The sequence below is a fragment of the Pseudomonas fluorescens group sp. PF-69 genome (assembly GCF_054481235.1).
Map to the genome: position 1 here is coordinate 1840507 of NZ_JBTMNC010000001.1, position 23942 is coordinate 1864448.

At 61.4% G+C, this 23942-nt stretch carries 22 protein-coding genes and 1 other RNA gene; 11 read left to right on the forward strand and 12 right to left on the reverse strand.

Annotated features, from left to right (window positions below; translation table 11 throughout):
- Positions 1 to 75: 75 nt before the first annotated feature.
- From ACX3YF_RS08400 to ACX3YF_RS08415, 4 genes are all read right to left on the reverse strand, one after another.
- Positions 76 to 1194, reverse strand: a complete 1119-nt coding sequence (locus ACX3YF_RS08400) for an ABC transporter permease (protein ID WP_130205698.1) — start codon at positions 1192 to 1194, stop codon at positions 76 to 78.
- Positions 1194 to 3917, reverse strand: coding sequence for a ribosome-associated ATPase/putative transporter RbbA (gene rbbA / locus ACX3YF_RS08405; protein WP_130205700.1), 2724 nt, complete (start codon positions 3915 to 3917; stop codon positions 1194 to 1196). The genes ACX3YF_RS08400 and rbbA overlap by 1 nt, the downstream gene beginning before the upstream one ends.
- Positions 3914 to 4879 (reverse strand): HlyD family secretion protein, encoded by a 966-nt coding sequence (locus ACX3YF_RS08410; RefSeq protein ID WP_130205702.1) that lies wholly within the window; start codon positions 4877 to 4879, stop codon positions 3914 to 3916. Before ACX3YF_RS08410 ends, rbbA begins: the two co-directional genes overlap by 4 nt.
- Positions 4880 to 5011: 132 nt before the next feature.
- Positions 5012 to 5461, reverse strand: coding sequence for an EVE domain-containing protein (locus ACX3YF_RS08415; protein ID WP_448647608.1), 450 nt, complete (start codon positions 5459 to 5461; stop codon positions 5012 to 5014).
- A 196-nt stretch (positions 5462 to 5657) separates the two neighbouring features.
- Between ACX3YF_RS08415 and ACX3YF_RS08420 the strand changes: the two genes are divergently transcribed.
- Positions 5658 to 5813: a hypothetical protein gene (locus ACX3YF_RS08420; protein WP_090466451.1), complete on the forward strand. Its 156-nt coding sequence runs from the start codon at positions 5658 to 5660 to the stop codon at positions 5811 to 5813.
- 34 nt (positions 5814 to 5847) lie between these two features.
- Here the strand turns inward: ACX3YF_RS08420 and ACX3YF_RS08425 are convergent, their stop codons facing one another.
- The 4 genes from ACX3YF_RS08425 to ACX3YF_RS08440 form a co-directional block, all read right to left on the reverse strand.
- Positions 5848 to 6453, reverse strand: a complete 606-nt coding sequence (locus ACX3YF_RS08425; protein ID WP_130205706.1) for a 5-formyltetrahydrofolate cyclo-ligase — start codon at positions 6451 to 6453, stop codon at positions 5848 to 5850.
- Between the two features lie 86 nt (positions 6454 to 6539).
- A non-coding RNA gene (ssrS, locus tag ACX3YF_RS08430) (6S RNA) lies at positions 6540 to 6718 on the reverse strand.
- Positions 6719 to 6748: 30 nt separating this feature from the next.
- Complete coding sequence (locus ACX3YF_RS08435; RefSeq protein WP_007899404.1) at positions 6749 to 7066, reverse strand: cell division protein ZapA; 318 nt, start codon at positions 7064 to 7066, stop codon at positions 6749 to 6751.
- The gene (locus ACX3YF_RS08440) at positions 7063 to 7272 is read right to left on the reverse strand and encodes a TIGR02449 family protein (RefSeq protein ID WP_007982902.1); all 210 of its coding nucleotides are present in this window, start codon (positions 7270 to 7272) and stop codon (positions 7063 to 7065) included. Before ACX3YF_RS08440 ends, ACX3YF_RS08435 begins: the two co-directional genes overlap by 4 nt.
- A gap of 192 nt (positions 7273 to 7464) precedes the next feature.
- Between ACX3YF_RS08440 and ACX3YF_RS08445 the strand changes: the two genes are divergently transcribed.
- From ACX3YF_RS08445 to gcvH, 9 genes are all read left to right on the forward strand, one after another.
- Positions 7465 to 8025: a YecA/YgfB family protein gene (locus tag ACX3YF_RS08445; protein WP_130205708.1), complete on the forward strand. Its 561-nt coding sequence runs from the start codon at positions 7465 to 7467 to the stop codon at positions 8023 to 8025.
- Between the two features lie 26 nt (positions 8026 to 8051).
- Positions 8052 to 9386 (forward strand): Xaa-Pro aminopeptidase, encoded by a 1335-nt coding sequence (gene pepP, locus ACX3YF_RS08450; protein WP_458944135.1) that lies wholly within the window; start codon positions 8052 to 8054, stop codon positions 9384 to 9386.
- Entirely contained in the window at positions 9383 to 10570 is a 1188-nt protein-coding gene (ubiH, locus tag ACX3YF_RS08455; protein WP_130205712.1) for a 2-octaprenyl-6-methoxyphenyl hydroxylase, read from the forward strand. The genes pepP and ubiH overlap by 4 nt, the downstream gene beginning before the upstream one ends.
- Positions 10563 to 11048 (forward strand): DUF4442 domain-containing protein, encoded by a 486-nt coding sequence (locus ACX3YF_RS08460; protein WP_458973631.1) that lies wholly within the window; start codon positions 10563 to 10565, stop codon positions 11046 to 11048. The genes ubiH and ACX3YF_RS08460 overlap by 8 nt, the downstream gene beginning before the upstream one ends.
- A 9-nt stretch (positions 11049 to 11057) precedes the next feature.
- Entirely contained in the window at positions 11058 to 12275 is a 1218-nt protein-coding gene (locus tag ACX3YF_RS08465) for a 2-octaprenyl-3-methyl-6-methoxy-1,4-benzoquinol hydroxylase (protein WP_448647751.1), read from the forward strand.
- 176 nt (positions 12276 to 12451) lie between these two features.
- Positions 12452 to 13456, forward strand: a complete 1005-nt coding sequence (locus ACX3YF_RS08470) for an extracellular solute-binding protein (protein ID WP_448647607.1) — start codon at positions 12452 to 12454, stop codon at positions 13454 to 13456.
- 84 nt (positions 13457 to 13540) lie between these two features.
- Complete coding sequence (locus ACX3YF_RS08475) at positions 13541 to 15157, forward strand: ABC transporter permease (protein WP_130205720.1); 1617 nt, start codon at positions 13541 to 13543, stop codon at positions 15155 to 15157.
- A gap of 156 nt (positions 15158 to 15313) precedes the next feature.
- Positions 15314 to 16396 (forward strand): glycine cleavage system aminomethyltransferase GcvT, encoded by a 1083-nt coding sequence (gene gcvT, locus ACX3YF_RS08480; protein WP_090466462.1) that lies wholly within the window; start codon positions 15314 to 15316, stop codon positions 16394 to 16396.
- Positions 16397 to 16443: 47 nt separating this feature from the next.
- The gene (gene gcvH, locus ACX3YF_RS08485) at positions 16444 to 16827 is read left to right on the forward strand and encodes a glycine cleavage system protein GcvH (RefSeq protein ID WP_130205724.1); all 384 of its coding nucleotides are present in this window, start codon (positions 16444 to 16446) and stop codon (positions 16825 to 16827) included.
- A 46-nt stretch (positions 16828 to 16873) separates the two neighbouring features.
- On the opposite strand, the gene ACX3YF_RS08490 is transcribed toward gcvH, so the two are convergent.
- Entirely contained in the window at positions 16874 to 18013 is a 1140-nt protein-coding gene (locus ACX3YF_RS08490) for a DegT/DnrJ/EryC1/StrS family aminotransferase (protein ID WP_196585223.1), read from the reverse strand.
- Positions 18014 to 18167: 154 nt separating this feature from the next.
- Here ACX3YF_RS08490 and gcvP point away from each other — a divergent pair, with 154 nt between their 5' ends.
- On the forward strand, positions 18168 to 21041 hold the full coding sequence (gene gcvP / locus ACX3YF_RS08495; RefSeq protein ID WP_458973632.1) for an aminomethyl-transferring glycine dehydrogenase: 2874 nt from the start codon (positions 18168 to 18170) through the stop codon (positions 21039 to 21041).
- Positions 21042 to 21216: 175 nt separating this feature from the next.
- On the opposite strand, the gene ACX3YF_RS08500 is transcribed toward gcvP, so the two are convergent.
- The 3 genes from ACX3YF_RS08500 to ACX3YF_RS08510 form a co-directional block, all read right to left on the reverse strand.
- Positions 21217 to 21534: a DUF2388 domain-containing protein gene (locus ACX3YF_RS08500; protein ID WP_047534773.1), complete on the reverse strand. Its 318-nt coding sequence runs from the start codon at positions 21532 to 21534 to the stop codon at positions 21217 to 21219.
- Positions 21535 to 21604: 70 nt separating this feature from the next.
- Entirely contained in the window at positions 21605 to 23389 is a 1785-nt protein-coding gene (locus ACX3YF_RS08505) for a GspE/PulE family protein (protein ID WP_448647603.1), read from the reverse strand.
- Positions 23390 to 23479: 90 nt separating this feature from the next.
- Positions 23480 to 23818, reverse strand: coding sequence for a hypothetical protein (locus ACX3YF_RS08510; protein WP_130205731.1), 339 nt, complete (start codon positions 23816 to 23818; stop codon positions 23480 to 23482).
- Between the last annotated feature and the right edge of the window lie 124 nt (positions 23819 to 23942).

Here is a 23942-nt window from a genome sequence, read left to right on the forward strand (position 1 = left end):
GGCGCTGGGTTACTGGTGATCGCACCTTCGGGCGCGCGATCACCAGCCAGCCATGGGGCTGGCAGGAGCATCGCTTCAGGACGCCAGGCTCTTTCGAAACCGCATCAGCGCGATCGCAAAGAACAGCAGGCCGATGGCGGTCAGCGCGAGCAAGTCCGGCCACACCACGCTTAGCCCCGCATCGCGAAACAGGATCGCGGCGCTAAGGCTGACGAAGTGTGTCGACGGTGAACCCTGCATCACCCATTGCAACCACTGCGGCATGCTGTCGAGCGGCGTGCTGCCGCCGGACAGCAGCAGCATCGGAATGATGACCGGAATGGCCAGCAGACCGAACTGCGGTGTCGAGCGGGCCAGGGTCGCGAGGAAAATCCCCAGTGCCGTACTGGCGAACAGATAAACGGCCGTCACCATCAAAAACAGGCTCATGGAACCGGCCAGCGGTACGCCGAGCGCGCCTTTGACGATCACCTCCAGTGAAATCCAGGTGCACACCACGACGACGAGCATGTTGCTCCAGATTTTCGCCAGCATGATCTCCAGCGCCGTCAGCGGCAGCACCAGTAAATGGTCGAGGGTGCCGTGTTCGCGCTCACGCAGCAGAGCCGTACCGGTGAGGACGATGGCGAGGATGGTGATGTTGTTGACGATCTGAATCACGGCCAGGAACCAGCCACCTTCCAGATTCGTATTGAACAGCGAGCGGGTGGTCAGCAGGATGGGGGCCTGGCTGGCGGGATCGCTCTGACCACTGTAGGTCACCAGTTCACGCTGGAATATCCGCCCGATGTAGCCAGCCCCCATGAACGCCTGGCTCATGGCCGTGGCATCGACATTCACTTGCACCGCAGGCTGGCGGCCGGCGAGCAAATCCGTCTGGAAATTCGCCGGCACGTTGATCACAAAGGTGTACCGGCCACTGTCCAGGACTTGATCGAGTTGCCCATAAGGCAGCGGTACAGGGCGCTGAAACTCCGGCGGTTGCAGGGCCTGGGCCAGTTGCCGTGACAAGTGACTGTGATCCTCGTCCACCATCGCCACGCTGGCGTTGTGCACGCCGATCACCGAGCCGGCCGCCGGCATATAGATCGCCACGGTGAAGGCGTAGAACAGAAAGACCAGCAACACGCTGTCGTGCCGCAGGCTGGTCAGCTCCTTGATGCCCAGACGCAAGATGTGAGCGAGCTTGTGCATCAGGCCTCCTGCTTTTTCAGCATGATCAGGCTCAGCCCGGTGAACCCGAGAAAGAACCCGAACAGCGCCAGGCATTGCGGCCACAGCTGCCGCAGGTCCAGCGCTTTGGTAAACGTGCCGACGGTGATATCGAGGAAATAACCGGCCGGAAACAATATCCCCATCACCGCCGCCGCACCGTCAAGGGAGGAGCGCGGCACGATCAGCCCGGAGAACTGGATGGTCGGCAGGCTGGTGATGATCATGGTGCCGAGGATCGCGGCGATCTGGGTGCGGGTGAATGCCGAGATCAGCAGGCCCATGCTGGTCGTTGCCAGTACGTACAGCAGTCCGCCGAAGGCCAGGGTGAGCCCGCTGCCCTTGAAGGGGACGCCGAACAGCCAACGGTTCATCGCCGTCAGCACGGCCAGATTGATCAGGCTGATCGCCAGATACGGCGCCTGTTTGCCCAGCAGGAACTCCAGTCGGGTCAGAGGCGTGGCATAGAAGTTGGTGATCGATCCCAGTTCTTTCTCCCGCACGATCCCCAGGGCCGTCAGCATGGCCGGGATGAACGCGAGGATCAGCGCCATTACCCCGGGGCCGATGGCGTTGACGCTGACCACGTCCTGGTTGTAGCGGAATCGGGTTTCCAGTTTGGCCGCCGCGGGGGCATTCCGTGCGCGACTGCTCTGTTCGGCCAGTCGTTCCAGGACTGACTGGTGCACCGCTTCCACGTAGTTACGGCTGGTCTCGGCACGAAACGGCATGCCCCCATCCAGCCAGGCGGCTACGGCGGGCTGGCGTCCGGCGTACAGGTCGCGACCAAAACCCGGCGGGATCTCCAGCGCGAGTTTGATTTCCGAGCGTTGAAGGCGTCGGTGCAGTTCTTTCGTGTCGTGGATGGGGGATTGTTCGGCAAAGTAGCGAGAGCTGCGAAACGCCTCCAGATAAGTGCGACTTTGCGGTGTCTGGTCTTGATCGAATACGGCGAACGCGAGTTTTTCCACGTCCAGCGAAATGCCATTGCCGAAGATCACCATCATGAAAATGGCTCCGAGCATGGCAAAGGCCATTCGCACTTTGTCGCGCAGCAACTCCTTGCCTTCGCGGGTGGCCACGGCCACCAGGCGCCCGACACTGAAGCGGCGCTCCTTCGTCGGCTTGGCCGGTGTGACGGGTGCAGGGTCCGGGGCGGGTGAAGCCGGTGTTTCGGTCGCTCCCTGAGCCTGTTCCAGGCAGGTGACAAACGCTGCTTCCAGCGTTTCGCCGTTGAACTGTTGTTGCAGCGCCGCCGGGGTGTCGCAGGCCAGCACCTTGCCAGCGTGCATCAGCGAGATACGGTCGCAGCGCTGGGCCTCGTTCATGAAGTGGGTAGAGAGGAAAATCGTCACGCCTTGCTCGCGCGACAGTTCGATCAGCAGTCGCCAAAAGTCGTCTCGCGCGGCCGGGTCGACACCGGAAGTGGGTTCGTCGAGGATCAGGACTTCCGGACGATGCAGCACCGCGACGGCCAGCGACAGCCGCTGGCGCAAGCCCAAGGGCAAAGCGCCGGATTGTTGGTCGGCCACGCCGCCCAGGTTGAAGCGCTGGATCAGTTCGTCGATGCGCTGGACGCTATCGGCCTTGGGCAAATCGAACAGGCGGGCGTGCAAGTCGAGGTTTTGTCGCACGCTGAGCTCGCCATACAGCGAGAAGCTCTGGGACATGAAGCCGACCCGTTTTCGCGTGGCCAGGTCCTTGGCATTCACCGGATTGCCCAGCAACGTGGCGCTGCCTTCGCTGGCCGGCATCAGCCCGGTGAGGACTTTCATGGTGGTGGTTTTGCCGCAGCCGTTGGAGCCGAGGAAACCGAAAATCTCGCCGCGACCGATGGCGAAGCTGACTTTGTCCACGGCGGTAAAATCGCCGAAGCGCAGGGTCAGGTCGTGGGCCTCGATGGCAATGTCGGTGGTGGAGCCGGGGCGGGGGGGAATCACCAGTGGCTGGTTGTCGTGGCCACTGTCGCCCTGGAAATGGGTGAACGCCTCGTCGAGTTTGCCGCCGGGCGTGACGGCCGCCAATTCGCTGCTCAGGCCCGTCGCGATCAACCGACCGCTGTCGAGCATCAGGCAATGTTCGAATTGCTCGGCCTCTTCCATGTACGCGGTAGCAACCAGCAGTGTCAGTTGCGGGCGTTGACGCCGTACATCGTCCACCAGTTCCCAGAAGCGCCGCCGGGACAAGGGATCGACGCCTGTGGTCGGTTCGTCGAGGATCAGCAGGTCCGGCTCGTGGATCAGCGCGCAGCAGAGGCCGAGCTTCTGCTTCATGCCGCCAGACAGTTTGCCGGCCGGGCGATCGGCAAAGCGCAACAGATCGGTGGCCAACAGCAAGCTGTGCCTGCGCTGGTCGCATTCGGCTTTTGACAGGCCGAACAGCGTGGCGAAAAATTGAATGTTTTCGCTGATCGACAGCTCGGGGTACAGGTTGCCGCCCAGGCCTTGAGGCATGAAGGCGATACGCGGGTAGAGGCTATTGCGATGGCGACGATCCTGGATCGAGCCGCCGAGCACCTCCAATTGCCCTTGTTGCAGGGTTTTAACGCCCGCGATCAAACCCAGCAAACTCGACTTGCCTGCACCGTCCGGTCCGATCAGGCCGCAGCGTGTGCCGGTGGGCAGACTGAAGCTGATGTCGGTCAGGGCCTGCTGTTTGCCATACAGGTGGTTGATGCCGGTGGCTTGCAGCGCCAGGCCGTTCATTGCAGTTTGGCCGGCCAATCAATCGGTGCGGTGCGCACATAACCGGCACCGGGCATGCCCGGCTTGGCCTGGGGCAGGGCGCCCGGATCGGTCAGGCGCAGTTTGACGCGAAACACCAGTTTTTGCCGTTCGTCACGGGTTTCGACTTCCTTGGGAGTGAATTGCGACTTGGCGGCGACGAAACTGATTTTGGCCGGCAGCGGGCGGTCGGGGAGGGCATCGAGCAGGACTCGTGCATCATCGCCAACTGCCAGGCGTCCGGTAACGGAGGCCGGAAGGTAGAGGTTCATGTACTGGTCGCTGGGGTCTATCAGCAACAGCACGCGCCCGCCGGCACCCAGCACCTCGCCGGGTTCGGCCATGCGCAACTGGACGACTCCGTCTATGGGCGCGCGCAGGCTGGCGTCATCAATTTCGCTGGTCAACATCGCCACTTGGGCCTGGGCCGCACCAATCGTCGCACCGACCGCCGAGACCTGTGCCCTGGACGCGGCGACCGCTGCGACGCCGGTGTCCAGGCGCGCCTGTTGTTGATCGACGATCTGGCTACTCACGAAACCGTGTTTGATCAATTCCTGAGAGCGCTTGAGCTCCTGTTGAGCCAGCAATTGTTCGCTCTGGCGCAGTTGCACGTTGGCCTGGGCGGCGGAAAGGTTTTCCCGGGCACGCAACACCTCGGCTTCAGCCTGGTTGCGCTGCGCTTCGAGGGTGCGGGTATCCATGCGGGCCAACAGTTGGCCCTTGGTGACCTTGTCGCCTTCATCGACGAGCACCTCTGCCAGTCGCCCGGGTGTCTTGCTGGCGATCTGTACTTCGGTGGCTTCGAGGCGGCCATTGCCGACGTACAAGCCTTCAGGCAACCGGTCATGCATTGACTTCCAGTAACCGAAGCCTCCGGCGGCCATCAGCAAAACCATCAACGAACTGGCGAAGAAAATCGAAGAGCGACTGTGTGTAGACATGCGGGCATCCTGCGACTGTTACGTCCTAGTCTGACTGATCGAGCACCGAGGCGATTTGATACCCGTCAACTGAGGGACAAGACTAATCTCATTGGCCAGGCCAATGGGGGCGATCGGTGCCTTCTGCTTTATTTAACGTAAATCGAGCACGGCCGCCCATTGTTCGTCAGTCACCGGCATCACGGATAACCGACTGCCTTTCTGCACCAGTGGCATTTGCGCCAATGCGGTTTGCTGTTTCAGGTAATCGAGCTTCAACACCCTGGAGAACGTCTCGACATGGGCGACATCGATTGCGCTCCAGGCGTTTTTCTCCGCGGTTGCCTTTGGATCGTAATAATGACTTTCAGGCTCCAGTGCCGTGGGGTCCGGATACGCCGCTTCGACAATCCTGCCAATCCCGGCAATCCCCGGCTCGGGGCAGCTGGAATGGTAGAAGAAGAACTCGTCCCCCACTGCCATGGCCCGCAGGAAATTACGCGCCTGATAGTTGCGAACCCCGTCCCAGCGCGCGTTGCCGAGCTTCTCCAGCCCTTTGATCGAGAGTTCGTCGGGCTCGGATTTCATCAGCCAATAGGCCATGTTTTTTGCTCCTTGCGAGGTGAGTGGACAGGTGGTCCGGCCATTTTATGACAAACCGACAGTCGGTTGACGTCAGCGTTTGCGTGCCGGTTCACGTTGTCGCAAAATGCCGGCCTTTAAAGCTTGACGCTGCTGCACGGCCAACAAACGGAAACCGCTGCTGTCATCGTGTTGATGTGCCTTTGGGGGGCAATCGATGAAACGCAAACCGGATTTACTATGGATTTTGGTTATTTTGTTCGGCCTTGGGGTCGTGACCACCGGCTATGCCCAAAGCCTGTGGACCAACAAGACCGACGCACCGGTCGAGGTTGCACCGTTGCAACAACAGTCGACCGCTTTCAAACGCTGAACCTGTCCTTCGACGCCGCTGATCCCGGTGGCGTCTAGCCTGCGTAATACCAGGCCTTGTCCGTCACCGTTCCCTGCAACGGCACATCCCAGCTCGCCTGAGCCAAGCGCTCGACTTTCTGACATTCATGGGCCAGTCCCAGTAGCGTCGGCTTGCGCCAGTCATGACGGCGGGCCAGATAAGCCAGGCTGCGATCATAGAAGCCGCCGCCCATGCCCAGGCGTCCGCCAACATCGTCAAACCCCACCAACGGCAGCAGCACCAGGTCCAGCGCCCAGACTTTGCGCTGTCGGGCGAGGTTGTGCCTGGGTTCGAGAATCCGGAAGCGATTGAGTTTGAGTTTTTCACCGGGGCGAATGCGCTGGAACACCATTTTGGTTCGCGGCCAGGCACTGAGCACCGGCAGATAGGTGGCCTTGCCCCGACGCTGGGCGGCACGCAGCAGCAGGCGCGGATCGATTTCACCGTCGGTGGGCAGGTATAGAGAGATGTGTCTGGCGCGGCGAAACAGCGGTTGCTGGGCCAATTGCCTGTACAGCCCGCGAGCGGCCTGGCGCTGCTGACTGGCTGTCAGTGCGCGGCGGGCCTTGCGCAGCATGCGTCGAAGTTGCGGGCGGGGAAGCAGCGCAGGTTCGGTCATGGATTCGGGCTTCAGCAGATCGGATACGCGGAGCGTACCCGTAAAAACGCCGATGCCGGTATTAAAACCGGCATCGGACTGCAATCAGGCTCCCCGGGTGAACCGCTGTCGACTTAGCCCTTGAACCCGAAAGTTCAAGGTGGAAGATGCAGTAGGCTTTAAGGCTTTCCGTCTAGCGGACATGCACACCAGCCCAACGTGCAACCTCCAGGGTATAGCAAATCGGCTCAGGGACATCGCCAACTGGCAAGCACCCCAGGGAGTGTTGGGAGTATACCGCAAGCGTTGGCGCGAATCAGCCTTTGGTGACGTCCGGATCGGTCGACAGCACCAAATCGACACGATCGAGCAGGTCTCGCACCTGTTCGCGGGTCGAGCCGCTGGCCTGAACATCCGGGCGTTCTTCCTTGTGCAGCAGGTCGTGCGTGATGTTCAGCGCGGCCATGACGGCAATGCGATCGGCGCCGATGACTTTGCCGCTGCTGCGGATTTCACGCATCTTGCCGTCCAGGTATCGAGCGGCGCTCACCAGGTTGCTGCGTTCTTCCTGGGGACAGATGATCGAATATTCTTTGTCGAGGATCTGCACGGTGACGCTATTGCTTGAACTCATGAGTCTTGCTCCAGGGCCTTGAGGCGCGAAATCATCGATTCGACCTTACGCCGGGCGATTTCGTTTTTTTCAATGAGGTGAGCGCGTTCCTCGCGCCAGGTCTTTTCCTGAGCTAGTAAGAGTCCGTTTTGGCTCTTTAGTTGCTCGACTCGGGTAATCAGCAGTTCGAGTCTGGCCATCAGCGCTTGCAGGTCGGTGTCTTCCATTGTCTTCACTGTCTGATGGGGGCGAACTGTAGGAGCGAGCCCGCCCGCGATGGTCGCCAACGCTACCGCTGGGTCCCTGACACCCCATGGCGTTCTGGGGTTCATCGCGAGCAAGCTCGCTCCTACAGAGGAGTCGTTGTAGGATACAAGGCCTTCATTCTAGACATAGCGCCGTCTGGCGCCTAGCTACCCATGCCCATTCAGAATTCCCCGTACCAAGCCTTCGCCACCCTGCTGACATCCAGCGGTCATAACGTCTCGCCTGCCGAATTGCACGGCCTGCTGCTCGGCCGCAGCTGCGCCGGTGCCGGTTTCGATGTCGAAGGCTGGCTGATCGATGCCGCCGAGCTGCTGGAAACCGAGCCACAGGACAACGTCCGCAATGCCTTGATCGGCCTGCAAGAGATGGTCAAGGGCGAACTCACCGGCGACGACGTGACCGTCGTTCTGCTGCTGCCAACCGATGATACCCCGCTTGCCGAACGTGCCGCGGCGCTGGGTCAGTGGTGTCAGGGTTTCCTCAGCGGTTTCGGCCTTAACTGCCGCGACAGCAGCATGCTGAGCACTGAGGCGACCGAGGTGCTGCAGGATCTGGCGGCGATTTCCCAGGTGCAAGATGCTCTGGAAGAATCCGACGACGGCGAAAACGACTATATGGAAGTCATGGAGTACCTGCGCGTCGCGCCGCTGCTGCTGTTTTCCGAAACCAGGAAGCCGGACGCGACTGCTGCCGCCAAACCGTCGCTGCACTGATCAACGCCAGGGAACACCATCTGCCCATGATCCATATCCCGAAATCGGAATACAGCCGTCGCCGCAAGGCCTTGATGGCGCAGATGGAACCCAACAGCATCGCCATCCTGCCCGCCGCCGCAGTGGCCATCCGCAACCGCGATGTCGAGCACGTTTACCGTCAGGACAGCGATTTCCAGTACCTGAGCGGTTTTCCCGAGCCTCAGGCCGTGCTGGTGTTGATGCCGGGGCGATTGCACGGTGAGTACATCCTGTTCTGCCGCGAACGCAACGCCGAACGCGAGTTGTGGGACGGCCTGCGTGCCGGGCAGGAAGGCGCGATTCGCGACTTCGGCGCCGACGACGCCTTTCCGATCACTGACATCGACGACATCCTGCCAGGCCTGATCGAGGGTCGTGACCGGGTGTATTCGGCCATGGGCAGCAACCCGGAATTCGACCGGCATCTGATGGAGTGGATCAATGTGATTCGCTCCAAAGCCAATCTTGGCGCCCAGCCGCCGAACGAATACGTTGCCCTGGATCATTTGCTTCACGACATGCGCCTGTATAAATCAGCGGCAGAAGTGAAAGTGATGCGCGAAGCTGCGCGGATTTCCGCCCAGGCCCACGTGCGTGCGATGCAGGCCAGCCGTGCCGGGTTGCACGAATTCAGCCTGGAAGCCGAGCTTGATTACGAGTTCCGCAAGGGCGGGGCGAAGATGCCGGCCTACGGTTCGATCGTTGCGGCGGGGCGCAACAGTTGCATCCTGCATTACCAACAGAATGACGCGGTACTCAAGGACGGCGATCTGGTGTTGATCGACGCCGGGTGCGAAATCGACTGCTATGCCAGCGATATCACGCGCACCTGGCCGGTCAACGGCAAATATTCTGCGGAACAGAAGGCTATCTACGAATTGGTGCTGGCGGCGCAGGAAGCGGCGTTTGCCGAGATCGCCCCGAACAAGCACTGGAATCAGGCCCACGAGGCCACGGTCCGGGTGATTACTGCCGGTCTGGTCGAGTTGGGGCTGCTGCAGGGCGATGTCGACGAACTGATCGCCAGCGAAGCCTACAAGGCGTTTTACATGCACCGTGCAGGGCACTGGCTAGGCATGGATGTGCATGACGTCGGCGAATACAAAGTCGGCGGCGAATGGCGCGTGCTGGAGGTCGGCATGGCGCTGACCGTGGAGCCGGGGATTTACATCGCCCCGGATAACCAGAACGTGGCAAAGAAATGGCGTGGCATTGGCGTGCGCATCGAGGACGACGTGGTGGTGACCAGAAGCGGCTGTGAAATCCTGACCCAAGGCGTGCCGAAAACGGTCGCCGAGATCGAGGCCTTGATGGCCGAAGCACGGACACAAGCGGCATGAGTCGAGTCAATCTGGCGATTATCGGTGGTGGCCTGGTCGGTGCCAGCCTGGCGTTGGCCTTGCAGGCCGGGGCCAAGGCCCGTGGCTGGAAGATCCTGTTGATCGAGCCTTTCGCTCCCGGTCACACCTGGCAACCAAGCTACGACGCGCGCTCCACGGCATTGTCCTTTGGCGCCCGGCAGATTTATCAGCGCCTGGGCGTGTGGCAGGAGATTTCCCGTCGCGCCGAGCCGATCAAGCAGATTCACGTCTCCGACCGTGGGCGCTTTTCCACGGCGCGGTTGTCGGCGATGGAAGAGGGCGTTCCCGCGCTGGGTTACGTGGTGGAAAACGCCTGGCTCGGGCAATGCCTTTGGCAAGGCCTGGACAAGGACGTGATCAGTTGGCGCTGCCCGGCGGAAGTCACGCGCATGGAACCGCTGACCGACGGCTATCGCCTGACCCTCAATGATGAAACCACTCTGGAATGCGACCTGGCTGTGCTCGCTGATGGCGGCCGTTCCGGCCTGCGCGAGCAGTTGGGCATCGGCGTCAAGAAACGCCCGTACAACCAGAGCGCGCTGATCGCCAACATTACGCCGAGCGAAGCCCATAACGGCATGGCGTTCGAGCGCTTCACCGACGATGGACCGATGGCGTTGCTGCCGCTGCAGGATAACCGTTGTGCACTGGTCTGGACTCGCCAGGGCATGGATGCGCAAAGGCTGGCCGCCCTCGATGAACGCAGTTTCCTCAGTGAATTGCAGGGTGTGTTCGGCTATCGCCTCGGCACCCTGAAGCAGGTCGGTGCCCGGCATCTGTATCCGCTGGCGCTGGTGGAGGCCGAAGAGCAGGTGCGTCCGCATCTGGCGATTCTCGGCAACGCCGCTCACAGCCTGCATCCGATTGCCGGCCAGGGTTTCAACCTGTCCCTGCGCGATGCCCAGGCGTTGGCCGATGCGCTGCTCGCCAGCGAACAGGCGCTGGGGGATTTCGCGACCTTGCAGGCCTACCGCGAACGCCAGCGCCTGGATCAGAACCTCACCGTGGGCTTCTCCGATCAGGTCACGCGCTTGTTCGGCAGCACGCAGCCGTTGGTTTCCATGGGCCGCAACCTGGGCCTGCTGGGCCTCGATCTGTTGCCACCGGCCAAGCGCTGGTTCGCCCGGCAGGCCATGGGCCTGGGTACGCGTCCCGATGTTTAAGTGGCTGACCCAACAATTCGGCAAGGCGCGGCTGATGCGCTGGTTCATGGGCCTCTATCCGCCGTACCTCGGTGCCGGGGTTCGAGTGCGGCACATCAGCGATGACTTTCGCGACATCCAGGTGTCCATGGGATTGAGCTGGTACAACCGCAATTACGTCGGCACCCAGTTCGGTGGCAGCCTGTATTCGATGGTCGACCCATTCTTCATGTTGATGCTCATGGAAAACCTCGGGCGCCACTACATCGTCTGGGACAAAGCCGCCGACATCGATTTCATCGCGTCGGGCAAAGGCACGGTGTATGCCCGTTTCAACATCGACGACACCTTGCTCGACGAGATCCGTCGGCAGACCGCGGGTGGCGAAAAGTACCTGCCGCAATTGCAGGTCGATATTCACGACGGTGACGGCCATCTGGTGGCGCGCGTCGGAAAAACCCTTTACGTGCGGCTCAAGCCGCAAGCGAGACAGGCTTAAAGCATGGAAATGCGCGCAGATCTGCTGATTGTCGGAGCCGGAATGGTCGGCAGCGCCCTGGCGCTGGCGTTGCAGGACAGTGGGCTGGAAGTCCTGTTGCTGGACGGCAGCCCTTTGAGTGTCAAACCCTTTGACGTCCAGGCACCGTTCGAACCGCGAGTCAGCGCCTTGTCTGCCGCCAGTCAGCGGATTCTCGAGCGGCTGGGTGTGTGGGACGGCATCGTCAGCCGCCGCAGCAGTCCTTACAGCGAGATGCAGGTCTGGGACGGCAGCGGCACCGGGCAAATCCACTTCTCGGCCGCCAGCGTGCATGCCGAGGTACTGGGCCATATCGTCGAGAACCGCGTGGTTCAGGACGCCTTGCTTGACCGTTTGCACGACTGCGACCTGGGCATGCTGGCCAACGCTCGTCTGGAACAAATGCGCCGCTCTGGCGACGACTGGCTGCTGACCCTGGCCGATGGCCGCACCCTGCGCGCGCCTTTGGTGGTCGCAGCGGATGGCGCCAATTCGGCGGTGCGGCGCCTGACCGGTGTCGCGACGCGCGAATGGGATTACATGCACCATGCGATCGTCACCAGCGTGCGCAGCTCAAAACCTCATCAAATGACCGCCTGGCAGCGCTTTACCGACAACGGCCCGTTGGCGTTCCTGCCGCTGGAACGCGACGGTCAGCAGGATTGGTGTTCGATCGTCTGGTCGACCACGCCGAGCGAAGCCGAACAGCTGATGGCGCTGGATGACGAAGGCTTCTGTCGCGCGCTGGAGCGGGCCTTTGAAGGCCGGCTTGGCACCGTGCTCAGCGCTGACCCGCGCCTGTGTGTACCGCTGCGTCAGCGCCATGCCAAGCGTTATGTCGCCGAAGGCCTGGCCCTGATCGGCGACGCGGCCCACACCATTCACCCGTTGGCCGGGCAGGGCGTGAACCTCGGGTTCCTCGATGCCGCCGTGCTGGCCGAAGTGCTGCTGCAAGCGTCGAGCCGGGGTGAGCGCCTGGCGGATGTGAAAGTGCTGAGTCGCTACGAGCGCCGGCGCATGCCCCATAACCTGGCGTTGATGGCGGCGATGGAGGGGTTCGAGCGGTTGTTCCAGGCCGATCCGTTGCCTGTGCGCTGGTTGCGTAATGCCGGGTTGAAAATGGTCGAGCAGATGCCCGAGGCCAAGGCGTTGTTCGTGCGTGAGGCCCTTGGGTTGACCGGGGATTTGCCGGCGCTGGCCAAGGCCTGAGATTTTTACCGAGGCCAATGGCCCCGTCGCGAGCAAGCTCGCGATGGGGCCGGAACATCCACCGTGGATTTCCTGCGGTGCAACATCTGGTAACTCCTCCGCAAACTGTTCGATTGAGAAGCTAAATGTGAGTCCTTATCATTTGCCCTCAATTTTTCAATCGAGAGACTGCTCCCATGTTGGCACCAAAGCGTCTATTGACCGCACTGGCCCTGACCCTGATAGGCAGCACCGCCGTCCAGGCTGCCGACGAGGTGGTGGTCTACTCCTCGCGTATTGATGAGCTGATCAAACCGGTGTTCGATGCCTACACCGCGAAAACCGGGGTCAAGGTGAAGTTCATCACCGACAAGGAAGCACCGCTGATGCAGCGGATCAAGGCCGAGGGCGAGAACGCCACCGCCGACCTGCTGCTGACCGTCGACGCCGGCAACCTCTGGCAAGCCGAGCAGATGGGCATCCTCCAGCCGTTCACCTCGAAAACCATCGACGCCAACATCCCGCCTCAGTACCGCGCATCCTCACACGCCTGGACCGGCCTGAGCCTGCGGGCGCGGACCATCGCCTATTCCACCGAGCGGGTGAAGCCGGGTGAACTGACCACCTACGAAGCCCTGGCCGACAAGAACTGGGAAGGCCGCCTGTGCCTGCGCACGGCGAAGAAGGTCTACAACCAGTCCCTGACCGCCACCATGATCGAAGTGCATGGCGCCGAGAAAACCGAGAAGATCCTCAAGGGCTGGGTCAACAACCTGTCCACCGACGTGTTCTCCGACGATGTCGCGGTGCTGGAGGCCATCAACGCCGGTCAGTGCGACGTCGGCATCGTCAACACCTACTACTACGGTCGTCTGCACAAACAGAAACCTGATCTGCCGGTAAAACTGTTCTGGCCGAACCAGGCGGATCGAGGCGTGCACGTCAATCTGTCCGGCATCGGTCTGACCCGCCATGCCCCGCATCCGGAAGCCGCCAAGGCGCTGGTGGAGTGGATGACCACGCCTGAGGCGCAGAAAATCTTCGCCGACGTCAACCAGGAGTTTCCGGCCAACCCCGCCGTACAACCATCGGCTGAAGTCGCTGCCTGGGGTCAGTTCGTGGCCGATACCTTGCCGGTGGAAGTCGCCGGCAAGCGTCAGGCCGAAGCGATTCGCATGATGGATCGCGCTGGCTGGAACTGAGTTGTGGCGAGGGGCCAGCTCCCTCGCCACAGATTGACGCCACTGTCGACTGACGGTGGCTTCACATTATTCTAGAGATCTTCCTTGGCCCACCCCGCCCAACGCCGCTGGTACCCGCTGGTCTTCGCCATCGCTGCGCTGGTCCTGCTGCCCCTGAGCGTTTTGCTGCTTTCCTGGCAAACCATCGATCAGCAGATCTGGTCCCACCTGTGGGACACGCAGATGCCACGCTTGCTGGGCAACACGCTGACGCTGGTGCTTGGCGTCGGTATCGGCGTTACGTTGCTGGGCGTGAGCCTGGCCTGGCTCACCAGCCTCTGCGAATTTCCCGGCCGGCGTTGGCTGGATTGGGCGCTGATGCTGCCGTTTGCGATTCCGGCCTATGTGCTGGCGTTCGTTTTCGTCGGGCTGCTGGATTTCGCCGGCCCCGTGCAAACCCTGCTGCGCGAGTGGTTCGGAACGGGCATGCGCTTGCCTCGGGTGCGTTCCACGGGCGGGGTGATTCTGGTTCTGGTGCTGGTCTTTTATCCCTACGTTTATCTGCTGGCACGTACCGCGTTCCTGGCCCAGGGCAAGGGCCTGATGGAAGCGGCGCGCGTCCTCGGGCAATCGCCCTGGCAGGCATTCTGGCGGGTGGCGTTGCCCATGGCGCGACCGGCCATCGGCGCGGGCGTGGCGCTGGCACTGATGGAAACCCTGGCGGATTTCGGCGCGGTGTCAGTGTTCAACTTCGACACCTTCACCACGGCGATCTACAAGACCTGGTACGGGTTTTTCAGCCTCTCCACCGCCACGCAACTGGCCAGCCTGTTGCTGTTGGTGGTGATGGTGGTGCTGTACGGCGAGCGTCGAGCGCGGGGCGCCAACCGGGCGAGCAATGAACGGCCACGGGTCAAGGCCTTGTATCACCTGCGAGGTTTCAAAGCGCTGCTGGCCATGAGTTGGTGCGGGCTGGTGTTTGCCTGTGCCTTCGTCATTCCGATGCTGCAATTGCTGGTGTGGTTCTGGCAGCGTGGGCGCTTCGATCTGGATGAGCGGTACGCCGGGCTGATCATCCACACCTTGTACCTGGGCGCGATGGCAGCGCTGATCACGGTCAGTGTCGCCCTGGTGTTGGCATTCGCCCGGCGCCTGGCGCCCACCCAGGGGATCCGTGCCGGGGTCAGCCTGGCCAACCTGGGCTACGCCTTGCCCGGTTCGGTGCTGGCGGTATCGATCATGCTGGCGTTCAGTTACCTGGACCGCGAGCTGGTGATTCCGCTGTCCGCATGGCTGGGTGGGGCTGGCAAGCCGCTGCTGCTGGGCAGTCTGTCGGCGTTGTTGCTGGCGTATCTGGTGCGCTTCATTGCCGTGGCCTATGGGCCGCTGGAAAACAGCCTGGCGCGTATACGGCCTTCTTTGCCCGAAGCGGCACGTAGCCTTGGCGTCAGTGGGCCACGACTGTTTTTCAAAGTGTATCTGCCGCTGTTGCTGCCCGGCTCGTTGAGCGCGGCGCTGCTGGTATTCGTCGACGTGCTCAAGGAAATGCCCGCGACCCTGCTGATGCGCCCGTTTGGCTGGGATACGCTGGCGGTACGGATCTTTGAAATGACCAGCGAGGGTGAGTGGGCGAGGGCCTCTTTGCCGGCGTTGACCCTGGTGTTGGTAGGGCTGCTACCGGTCATCGGATTGATTCGACGTTCGGCACATCGAAACAGCTAGGTGTCAGTCCTACACCTTGCAGCTACAATGCGCGGCATTCGGTGCGGTCCGTCTGACAGACAAGGTAGTGAAAATCGGCTGGAAGCCTTTTATTTCAAGGCTTTCGCTCAAATAGACACTCAACCGCACCTTCGCCACGCCCGGAAGGAGAAACCCATGGGACAGCGTACGCCTCTGTATGACCTTCATCTCGCTCTCGGCGCGAAGATGGTCGATTTTGGCGGTTGGGATATGCCTCTGCATTATGGATCGCAGGTCGAGGAACACCACCAGGTGCGCCGCGACTGCGGTGTGTTCGATGTATCCCACATGACCGTGATCGATGTCGGCGGCTCCCAGGCCAAGGCCTGGCTTCAGCATCTGCTGACCAATGACGTCGAACGTTTGCACAGCTCGGGCCGTGCCTTGTACAGCGCCATGCTCAACGAGCAGGGTGGCATCGTCGACGACATGATCGTTTATCGCCTCGACGACGGTTATCGCCTGGTGGTCAATGCCTCTACCCGCAATCAGGATCTGGCGTGGATGCAGGCCCATCTCGACGGCTTCGATGTAAAGCTCAGCGAACGTTCCGAAATGGCGATGCTGGCCATTCAAGGTCCCCACGCCAGGCACAAAGTGGCCGAGCTGGTGACCCAGTCCCGTGGCAATCTCATCCAGCTGCTCAAACCCTTCGAAGGGCACCCCGACGGTGACTGGTTCATCGCGCGCACCGGTTATACCGGTGAAGACGGCCTGGAGATCATTTTGCCAGCCAATCAGGCGCCAGGATTCTTCAATGATCTGGTCGGCGCGGGCATTTCCCCGATTGGCCTTGGCGCGCGGGATACCTTGCGGGTCGAGGCCGGGATGAATCTTTACGGGCAGGACATCGATCTGGCGGTTTCGCCGCTGACGTCCAACATGGCCTGGAGCATCGCCTGGGAACCGGCCAGCCGCCAATTCATCGGTCGCACGGCTTTGGAAGCCGAGCAGAGCGGTGGCATACAGCACAAACTGGTCGGACTGGTCCTCGAGGAGCGCGGGGTTTTACGCGCTCATCAAGTGGTCCGCATCGCCGATGTTGGCGAAGGGGAGATCACCAGTGGTAGTTTCTCTCCTACGCTTAGCAAGTCGATTGCACTGGCGCGCGTGCCGATGGCAACTGCCGACCGCGCAGAAGTGGAAATCCGTGGCAAGTGGTACCCGGTCCGAGTGGTCAAACCGACCTTCGTACGCCATGGCAAAACCTTGATCTAACCTTTTCTGGCGGCATCGACCGCTGACAATTTCCGAGGATACAGAACATGAGCGATATCCCTGCCGACCTGCGTTTTGCCGAAAGTCACGAATGGGCACGCCTGGAAGCCGATGGCACCGTCACCGTGGGCATCAGCGATCACGCGCAGGAAGCGCTGGGCGATGTGGTGTTCGTCGAGCTGACCGAAGTCGGAAAGACCTTTGCAGCCGGTGATCAATCCGGTGTGGTGGAATCGGTCAAGGCCGCTTCCGACATCTACGCTCCGATCAGCGGTGAAGTGATCGCGATCAACGAAGAGCTGAGCGCCTCGCCAGAGCTGCTGAACTCCGACCCGTACGGCGCGTGGATTTTCAAACTCAAGCCAAGCAACGCCGCTGACCTGGACAAGCTGCTCGACGCAGCGGGCTACAAGGCCGCCATCGGCGAGTAAGGTGCTCCCCGCAGGAGCCGGCAACCCGGCTCCTGCGGGGGTGGACTCAAGGCTTGAGCACGGCTTTGACCGCTGCTACCGAACGTTCGACGTCCGCTTTGGTCATCGCCGTAAACATCGGCAGCGAGACAATCAAGCGTCCCACCCGTTCGGCTGTCGGGAACATCCCCTCCTTGAAACCGCGCTCGCGGTAAAGACTCAGCAAGTGAATCGGCGGGTAGTGATAGCCGATACCGATACCCAATGCCTGCATCTGTTCCATGAAAGTGGCCCGGGCCGGTTTGCCATCCTGGCGCTCGGGCAATACCAACTGGAACAAATGCCAGTTGCTGTTCTCGAAGTCCGCCGGAGGTAGTTGCGCCCCGTACTGCGCTTCAAAATCTTCGCCAAAGCAACTGAAGTAGTGTTTGGCCAGTTCCCGCCGATGTGCGGTGATCGCTTCGAGATGGGCGAATTGCCCCAGGCCAATGGCCGCTGCGACATCGGTCATGTTGAACTTGCCGCCCAGCACATCGACATCCAGGCCATCAAAGCCGCTGCGCGTAACGCCCTGCAGGCGGTATTTTTCTGCCAGCTTCACTTCTTCGGCATTGTTCAGCACCAGGCAGCCGCCCTCCGACGAGGTGACGTTCTTGTTTGCCTGAAAGCTGAAGGAAACGAAATCGCCAGTCGAGCCGATGCGCTGGCCGTTCCAGCTTGAGCCCAACGCTTGCGCCGCGTCTTCGATGATCCGCAGGCCATGCTTGTGTGCCAGGGCGTACAGGCGAGTCATGTCCACGGGCAAGCCGGCCAAATACACCGGGATGATGGCTTTGGTGCGTGGGGTGATCGCGGCTTCCAGCTGATCCAGATCGATATTGCGGGTCACCGGGTCGATATCGGCGAACACCGGTGTGGCGCCGACTTCCAGAATGACGTTGGCGGTGGCGACCCAGGAAATCGGGGTGGTGATCACTTCGTCACCCGCTCCGATACCGGCGATGCGCAAGGCGATTTCCATGGTGCAGGTGCCGGAGTTGAACGTGCGCACCGGGCGTCCGCCAAAGTACTCCGACAGTTGCGCTTCAAAGGCCTGAACCTTGGGGCCGCTGGTAATCCAGCCCGAACGCAGGACCTCGCCGACGGCGGCGATGGTGGCTTCGTCGATAGTGGGTTTGGAGAAGGGCAGGAAAGGCAGTTGGCTCATAAATGTAGGCACCTCATCAGCGGGTATTGGGGCGGCGACGAGCATGATGATCCGTAATGCCCGGCGGCGCCATGCTCTCCGTGTCGGCGCTGGCTGCTATGCTGGTTTGACCGTGTTGCATCGACGCTGAGCGCCAGTCCAGAGAGAGCCCGTCATGTCCCAGTTGCCGTCCCTGAGTCAGTTACGCGATCCCAATGCCTTCCTTCGCCGTCACCTCGGGCCCGATGCCGCCGAGCAACAGGCGATGCTCGACAGCCTCGGCCTCGGCAGTCGGGTCGAGTTGATCGAGCAAACGGTGCCGCCGGGTATTCGCCTGAACCGGGTGCTCGACCTGCCGCCGGCCCTCGATGAAGAGGCTGCGCTGGCCAAGCTGCGGGGCTACGCTGAGCAGAACCAGGTCTGGACCAGCCTGATCGGCATGGGCTATCACGGCACGCTCACACCCACCGTCATTCTGCGCAACGTGCTGGAAAATCCCGGCTGGTACACCGCGTACACGCCCTATCAGCCAGAAATTGCCCAGGGACGTCTCGAAGCGTTGCTGAATTTCCAGCAACTGACCATCGACCTCACGGGCCTTGAGCTGGCCAATGCCTCGTTACTCGACGAAGCCACGGCGGCAGCGGAAGCCATGGCTTTGGCCAAACGGGTGGCCAAGTCCAAGAGCAATGTGTTCTTTGTCGACGAAAACTGTCATCCGCAGACCATTTCCGTGGTGCAGACCCGCGCCGAGGGTTTTGGATTCGAGCTGGTCATCGGCCCTGTGGATAACTTGAAACAGCACCAGGTGTTCGGTGCGCTGCTGCAATATCCCGACACTCACGGCGAGATTCGCGATCTGCGGCCCTTGATTGATCACCTGCATGCCCAGCACGCATTGGCGTGTGTTGCTGCCGACCTGTTGAGTCTGTTGTTGCTGACCCCGCCGGGGGAGCTGGGCGCGGACGTGGTGTTCGGCTCTTCCCAGCGTTTCGGCGTGCCCATGGGCTACGGCGGGCCTCACGCCGCTTTTTTTGCCAGCCGCGACGAATACAAACGTGCGATACCCGGGCGGATCATCGGTGTGTCGAAGGACGCGCGTGGCAATGTGGCCCTGCGCATGGCGCTGCAGACCCGTGAGCAACATATCCGCCGGGAGAAGGCCAACTCGAACATCTGCACGGCCCAGGTGCTGCTGGCCAATATCGCCAGTTTCTACGCGGTCTATCATGGCCCTGAAGGGCTGAAGCGGATTGCCCAGCGCGTGCACCGCCTGACCTGCATTCTCGCCGCCGGCCTCGAGCGCAAGGGCGTGACCCGCGTCAATCAGCACTTCTTTGACACCCTGACCCTGGACGTCGGCGGCGCCCAGACCGCGATCATTAAAAGCGCCCAAGCCGCGCAGATCAATTTGCGCATCTTGGGGCGCGGGCGATTGGGCCTAAGCCTGGACGAAACCTCTGACGAAGCCACGGTGGCGAAACTGTTCGATGTGTTCCTGGGCGTCGACCATGGGTTCAATGTCGACGAGCTGGACGCCGGAATTTTGAGCCCCGGCATTCCAGACGCTCTGGCGCGCACCTCACCTTATCTACGCCATCCGGTATTCAACGCCCATCACAGCGAAACCGAGATGCTGCGCTACCTCAAGCAGCTGGAAAACAAAGACCTGGCGCTCAATCAATCGATGATCCCGTTGGGCTCCTGCACCATGAAGCTCAATGCCACCAGCGAGATGATCCCGATTACCTGGCCGCAATTCGCCAATCTGCATCCGTTCGCACCGAAAGAGCAGGCAGCCGGCTATTCGCTGATGATCGAAGAACTGGAACGCTGGCTGTGCGCGATCACCGGTTTCGATGCGATCTGCATGCAACCCAACTCCGGTGCACAGGGCGAGTACGCCGGGTTGCTGGCCATCCGCAAATACCACGAGAGCCGGCATCAGGGGGCTCGGGACATCTGCCTGATTCCGTCTTCCGCCCATGGCACCAACCCGGCTTCGGCGCAGATGGCCGGGATGCGTGTGGTCATTGTCGAGTGCGACGAGGCGGGCAACGTTGATCTGGATGACTTGAAAGACAAAGCGGCACAGGCCGGGGACAAACTTGCCTGCCTGATGGCGACTTATCCTTCGACCCATGGTGTGTACGAGGAAGGCATCAGCGAGATCTGTGAAGTGATCCACAGCCATGGCGGCCAGGTCTACATGGACGGCGCCAACCTCAATGCCCAGGTCGGGCTGGCCCGTCCGGCGGACATTGGCGCGGATGTGTCGCACATGAACCTGCACAAAACCTTCTGCATTCCCCACGGCGGCGGCGGGCCCGGCATGGGGCCGATTGGCGTGCGCGCGCATCTGGCACCCTTTGTGGCCAATCACCCGGTGGTGCCGATCGACGGGCCGCTGCCGCAGAACGGTGCCGTCAGTGCCGCACCCTGGGGCAGCGCGAGCATTCTGCCGATCAGCTGGATGTACATCGCCATGATGGGGCCGCAACTGGCGGACGCCAGTGAAGTGGCGATCCTCGCCGCGAATTACCTGGCGCAACACCTGTCCGGGGCGTTCCCGGTGCTCTACACCGGGCGCAACGAGCGGGTGGCCCATGAGTGCATTCTTGACCTGCGCCCCCTCAAGGCGCTGACCGGTATCAGCGAAGAGGACGTTGCCAAGCGCCTGATGGACTATGGCTTCCATGCGCCGACCATGTCGTTCCCCGTGCCAGGGACCTTGATGGTCGAACCCACCGAAAGTGAATCGAAGGCAGAACTGGACCGTTTTATCGGAGCGATGCTGAGCATTCGCGCGGAAATTACCGAGGTGCAGAACGGCAACTGGCCGGGCGAGGACAACCCGTTGAAACGTGCGCCGCATACCCTGGCCGACATCACCGGTGTCTGGGAGCGGCCTTACAGCATCGAACAGGCGGTCACACCGGACGCCCACACCAAGGCCCACAAGTATTGGCCGGTGGTGAACCGGGTGGACAATGTCTACGGCGACCGAAATCTGTTTTGTGCGTGTGTGCCGGTGGATGAGTACCGTTGAAATATCGGTCACTCATGACCCCTGTGGGAGCGAGCTTGCTCGCGATAGCGATTTTACTGACACAACAATGTTGGATGTGCCGTCGCTATCGCGGGCAAGCCCGCTCCCACATGTTTTGCATTGAACATAAAAAATGCCGCTCCATGTGAGCGGCATTTTTGTTCAACCTGAAGGTTTATTCCGACGCCACGGCATTTTTCGCCAGGATCGCATTCGCCAGTTCCATGTCCGTCGCCTGCAGGCCAGGGTTGTCGGCGCGGACTTTCTGCATGGCGGCTTCCAGGTACGGGCCGCGGATGCCGCCATCGCTGGCGACGAAGCTGCCGGCATCGTCCTGGGCGGCGACGATCAGTTTGTGATCCTTGAACGTCAGGTAGGTCGAGCCGGTGGTGGCACCGGAGGACAGGACGTTACGCCAAAAGCTATCGGCCATCGCCGAACCGACAGGCAGGGACAACAGGGCGATGGTAGCGACAGCAAGTTTGAGACGCATAAAAGTGACTCCACAGGGTTAACTCCGGTGTTTGATAGCGATCCCCCAATCGAGTTCCATGGCGGCAAATCTACTTTTGCTCACTCTGCGGCGTCACTCGCAGCACCTCCTCAATCGTCGTCAAACCGGCCGCCACTTTCTGTGCGCCGGACAATCGCAGACTGCGCATGCCTTCCTTGAAGGCCTGACGCCGCACGGCGAGCAAGTCCGTGTCGGGGTTGATCAGCACCTTGAGACCATCGCTCAGTTGCATGATTTCGTAGACCCCGGCGCGGCCGTGATAGCCGGTGTCGCGGCATTCCAGGCAACCGATGGCGCGTTGGGCATGGGTGGGGAGCGGCGCTTGCCAGGGTCGGGTCAGGGTCTGCCAGTCCTCTTCGCCCAGGGTTTGCGGAGCCTTGCAGTGCGGGCACAAGGTGCGCACCAGGCGCTGGGCCATAACGCCCAGCAGCGTGGCCTTGATCAAGTAATGCGGCACACCGAGTTCCAGCAGGCGACTGATGGCGCTGGGCGCGTCGTTGGTGTGCAGGGTCGACAGCACCAGGTGCCCGGTGAGCGCCGCCTGAATGGCCATTTCTGCGGTTTCGAGGTCGCGGATCTCGCCGATCATGATGATGTCCGGGTCTTGCCGCATCAGTGCGCGCACGCCAGCGGCGAAGGTCAGGTCGATGTTGTGCTGGACCTGCATCTGGTTGAACGCCGGCTCGACCATTTCGATCGGGTCTTCGATGGTGCAGAGGTTGACCTCCGGCGTCGCCAGCTTTTTCAGCGTGGTGTAGAGCGTGGTGGTCTTGCCGGACCCGGTCGGCCCGGTCACCAGAATGATGCCGTTGGGCTGGCGAGTCATGTCCTGCCAGCGCCGCAGATCGTCGGCTGAAAAGCCGAGCTGATCGAAGTCCTTGAGCAGCACCTCGGGGTCGAAGATCCGCATGACCATTTTTTCGCCGAAGGCGGTCGGCAGTGTCGATAGCCGCAATTCGACTTCGCCGCCTTCCGGGGTCTTGGTCTTCACCCGCCCGTCCTGGGGTTTGCGTTTCTCCGCGACGTTCATTCGCCCCAGGCTTTTCAGGCGGCTGACGATGGCCATGGTGACCTGTGGCGGGAATTGGTAGACGTTGTGCAGCACGCCGTCGATGCGAAAACGCACGGTGCCCTGTTCGCGCCGGGGTTCGATGTGGATATCGCTGGCGCGTTGCTGGAACGCGTACTGGAACAGCCAGTCGACAATGTTGACGATGTGCGCATCGTTGGCGTCCGGCTCCTGATCGCTGGCGCCGAGGTTGAGTAACTGTTCGAAGTTGCCCAGGGTGTTCACTTGCTGATCGGTGTTGTTTGCGCCGGTGACCGATTTGGCCAGGCGAAAGAACTCCACGCTGAAGCGTTGAATGTCCACCGGATTGGCCACCACCCGCTTGATGGGCAGCTTCAGTACATGGGTCAGGTCGGCCTCCCAGCCGGTGACGTAGGGTTGGGCGCTGGCCACGGTCACCGCATCGCGATCGATGGATACCGCGAGAATCTTGTGGCGCTGGGCGAAGGCGTAGGACATCAGGGGCGTGACGGCCGCGACATTGATTTTCAGCGGGTCGATACGCAGGTAAGGCTGGCCGGCCTGTTGTGACAGCCACAATGTGAGGCTTTCGAGGTCGAGGTGCTTGCCGGGTCGACTGAGGTCTTCCAGCTGTTGGCTGGCGATGAATTCCAGTGGGTGCATCTGGCCATGGGCGACGTGGCGGCGGCGGGCATTGAGCGCGTGTTCGGCCGAATCCTGGCTGATAAAGCCCTGGGCGACCAGTTCACGCAGCACATCACTGAGATCCAGCCAGCGGTCCTGAAGGGCGAGTTGAACGGACATGCGGGCTCCTTGTGAACAACCGTTCGCAAAGGATAGTCGTGACCCCACTGACCGCTGGGCCACTACCCGACGAAGCCGAATCGACTTTTTTCAGCCTGCCGCCTGAGCCGTATCGCCCCAGGCAGAATCCGCCGATTGCAGCTCGACCGAGCAAACGCTGACCAAATTACGCAGTTTTTCTGCAATCACTTGGGCGCGGTGCCAGCTCAATCCGTCGATGACGACATCGATGTCCAGCAGGTCGTCCTGGCGCTGCACGTTCACCTGTTCCGGCGTCAGAAACTGCAGGGCGAACAGGTTCAGTGCTCGGCAAAGCAGGTCGGGCTCGGCTTCGGCCAGCAACTGATAGCGAACGCGGCAATGGGTGTTACTGATGTTCCAGACATCGGCGCGGGTGGGCGGGGTGTTCACGGCTTCCAGGTGTGGCATGGTCGATCTCCAAATCGCTGGAGAAATTTTTACATTCGTGGCCGGGTATTTCTTATCTATGATGGGGCGTATTACGGTTTTATCGAATCGTTTAATTCAGATTGTCGGTAATCAGGGGTTTTTT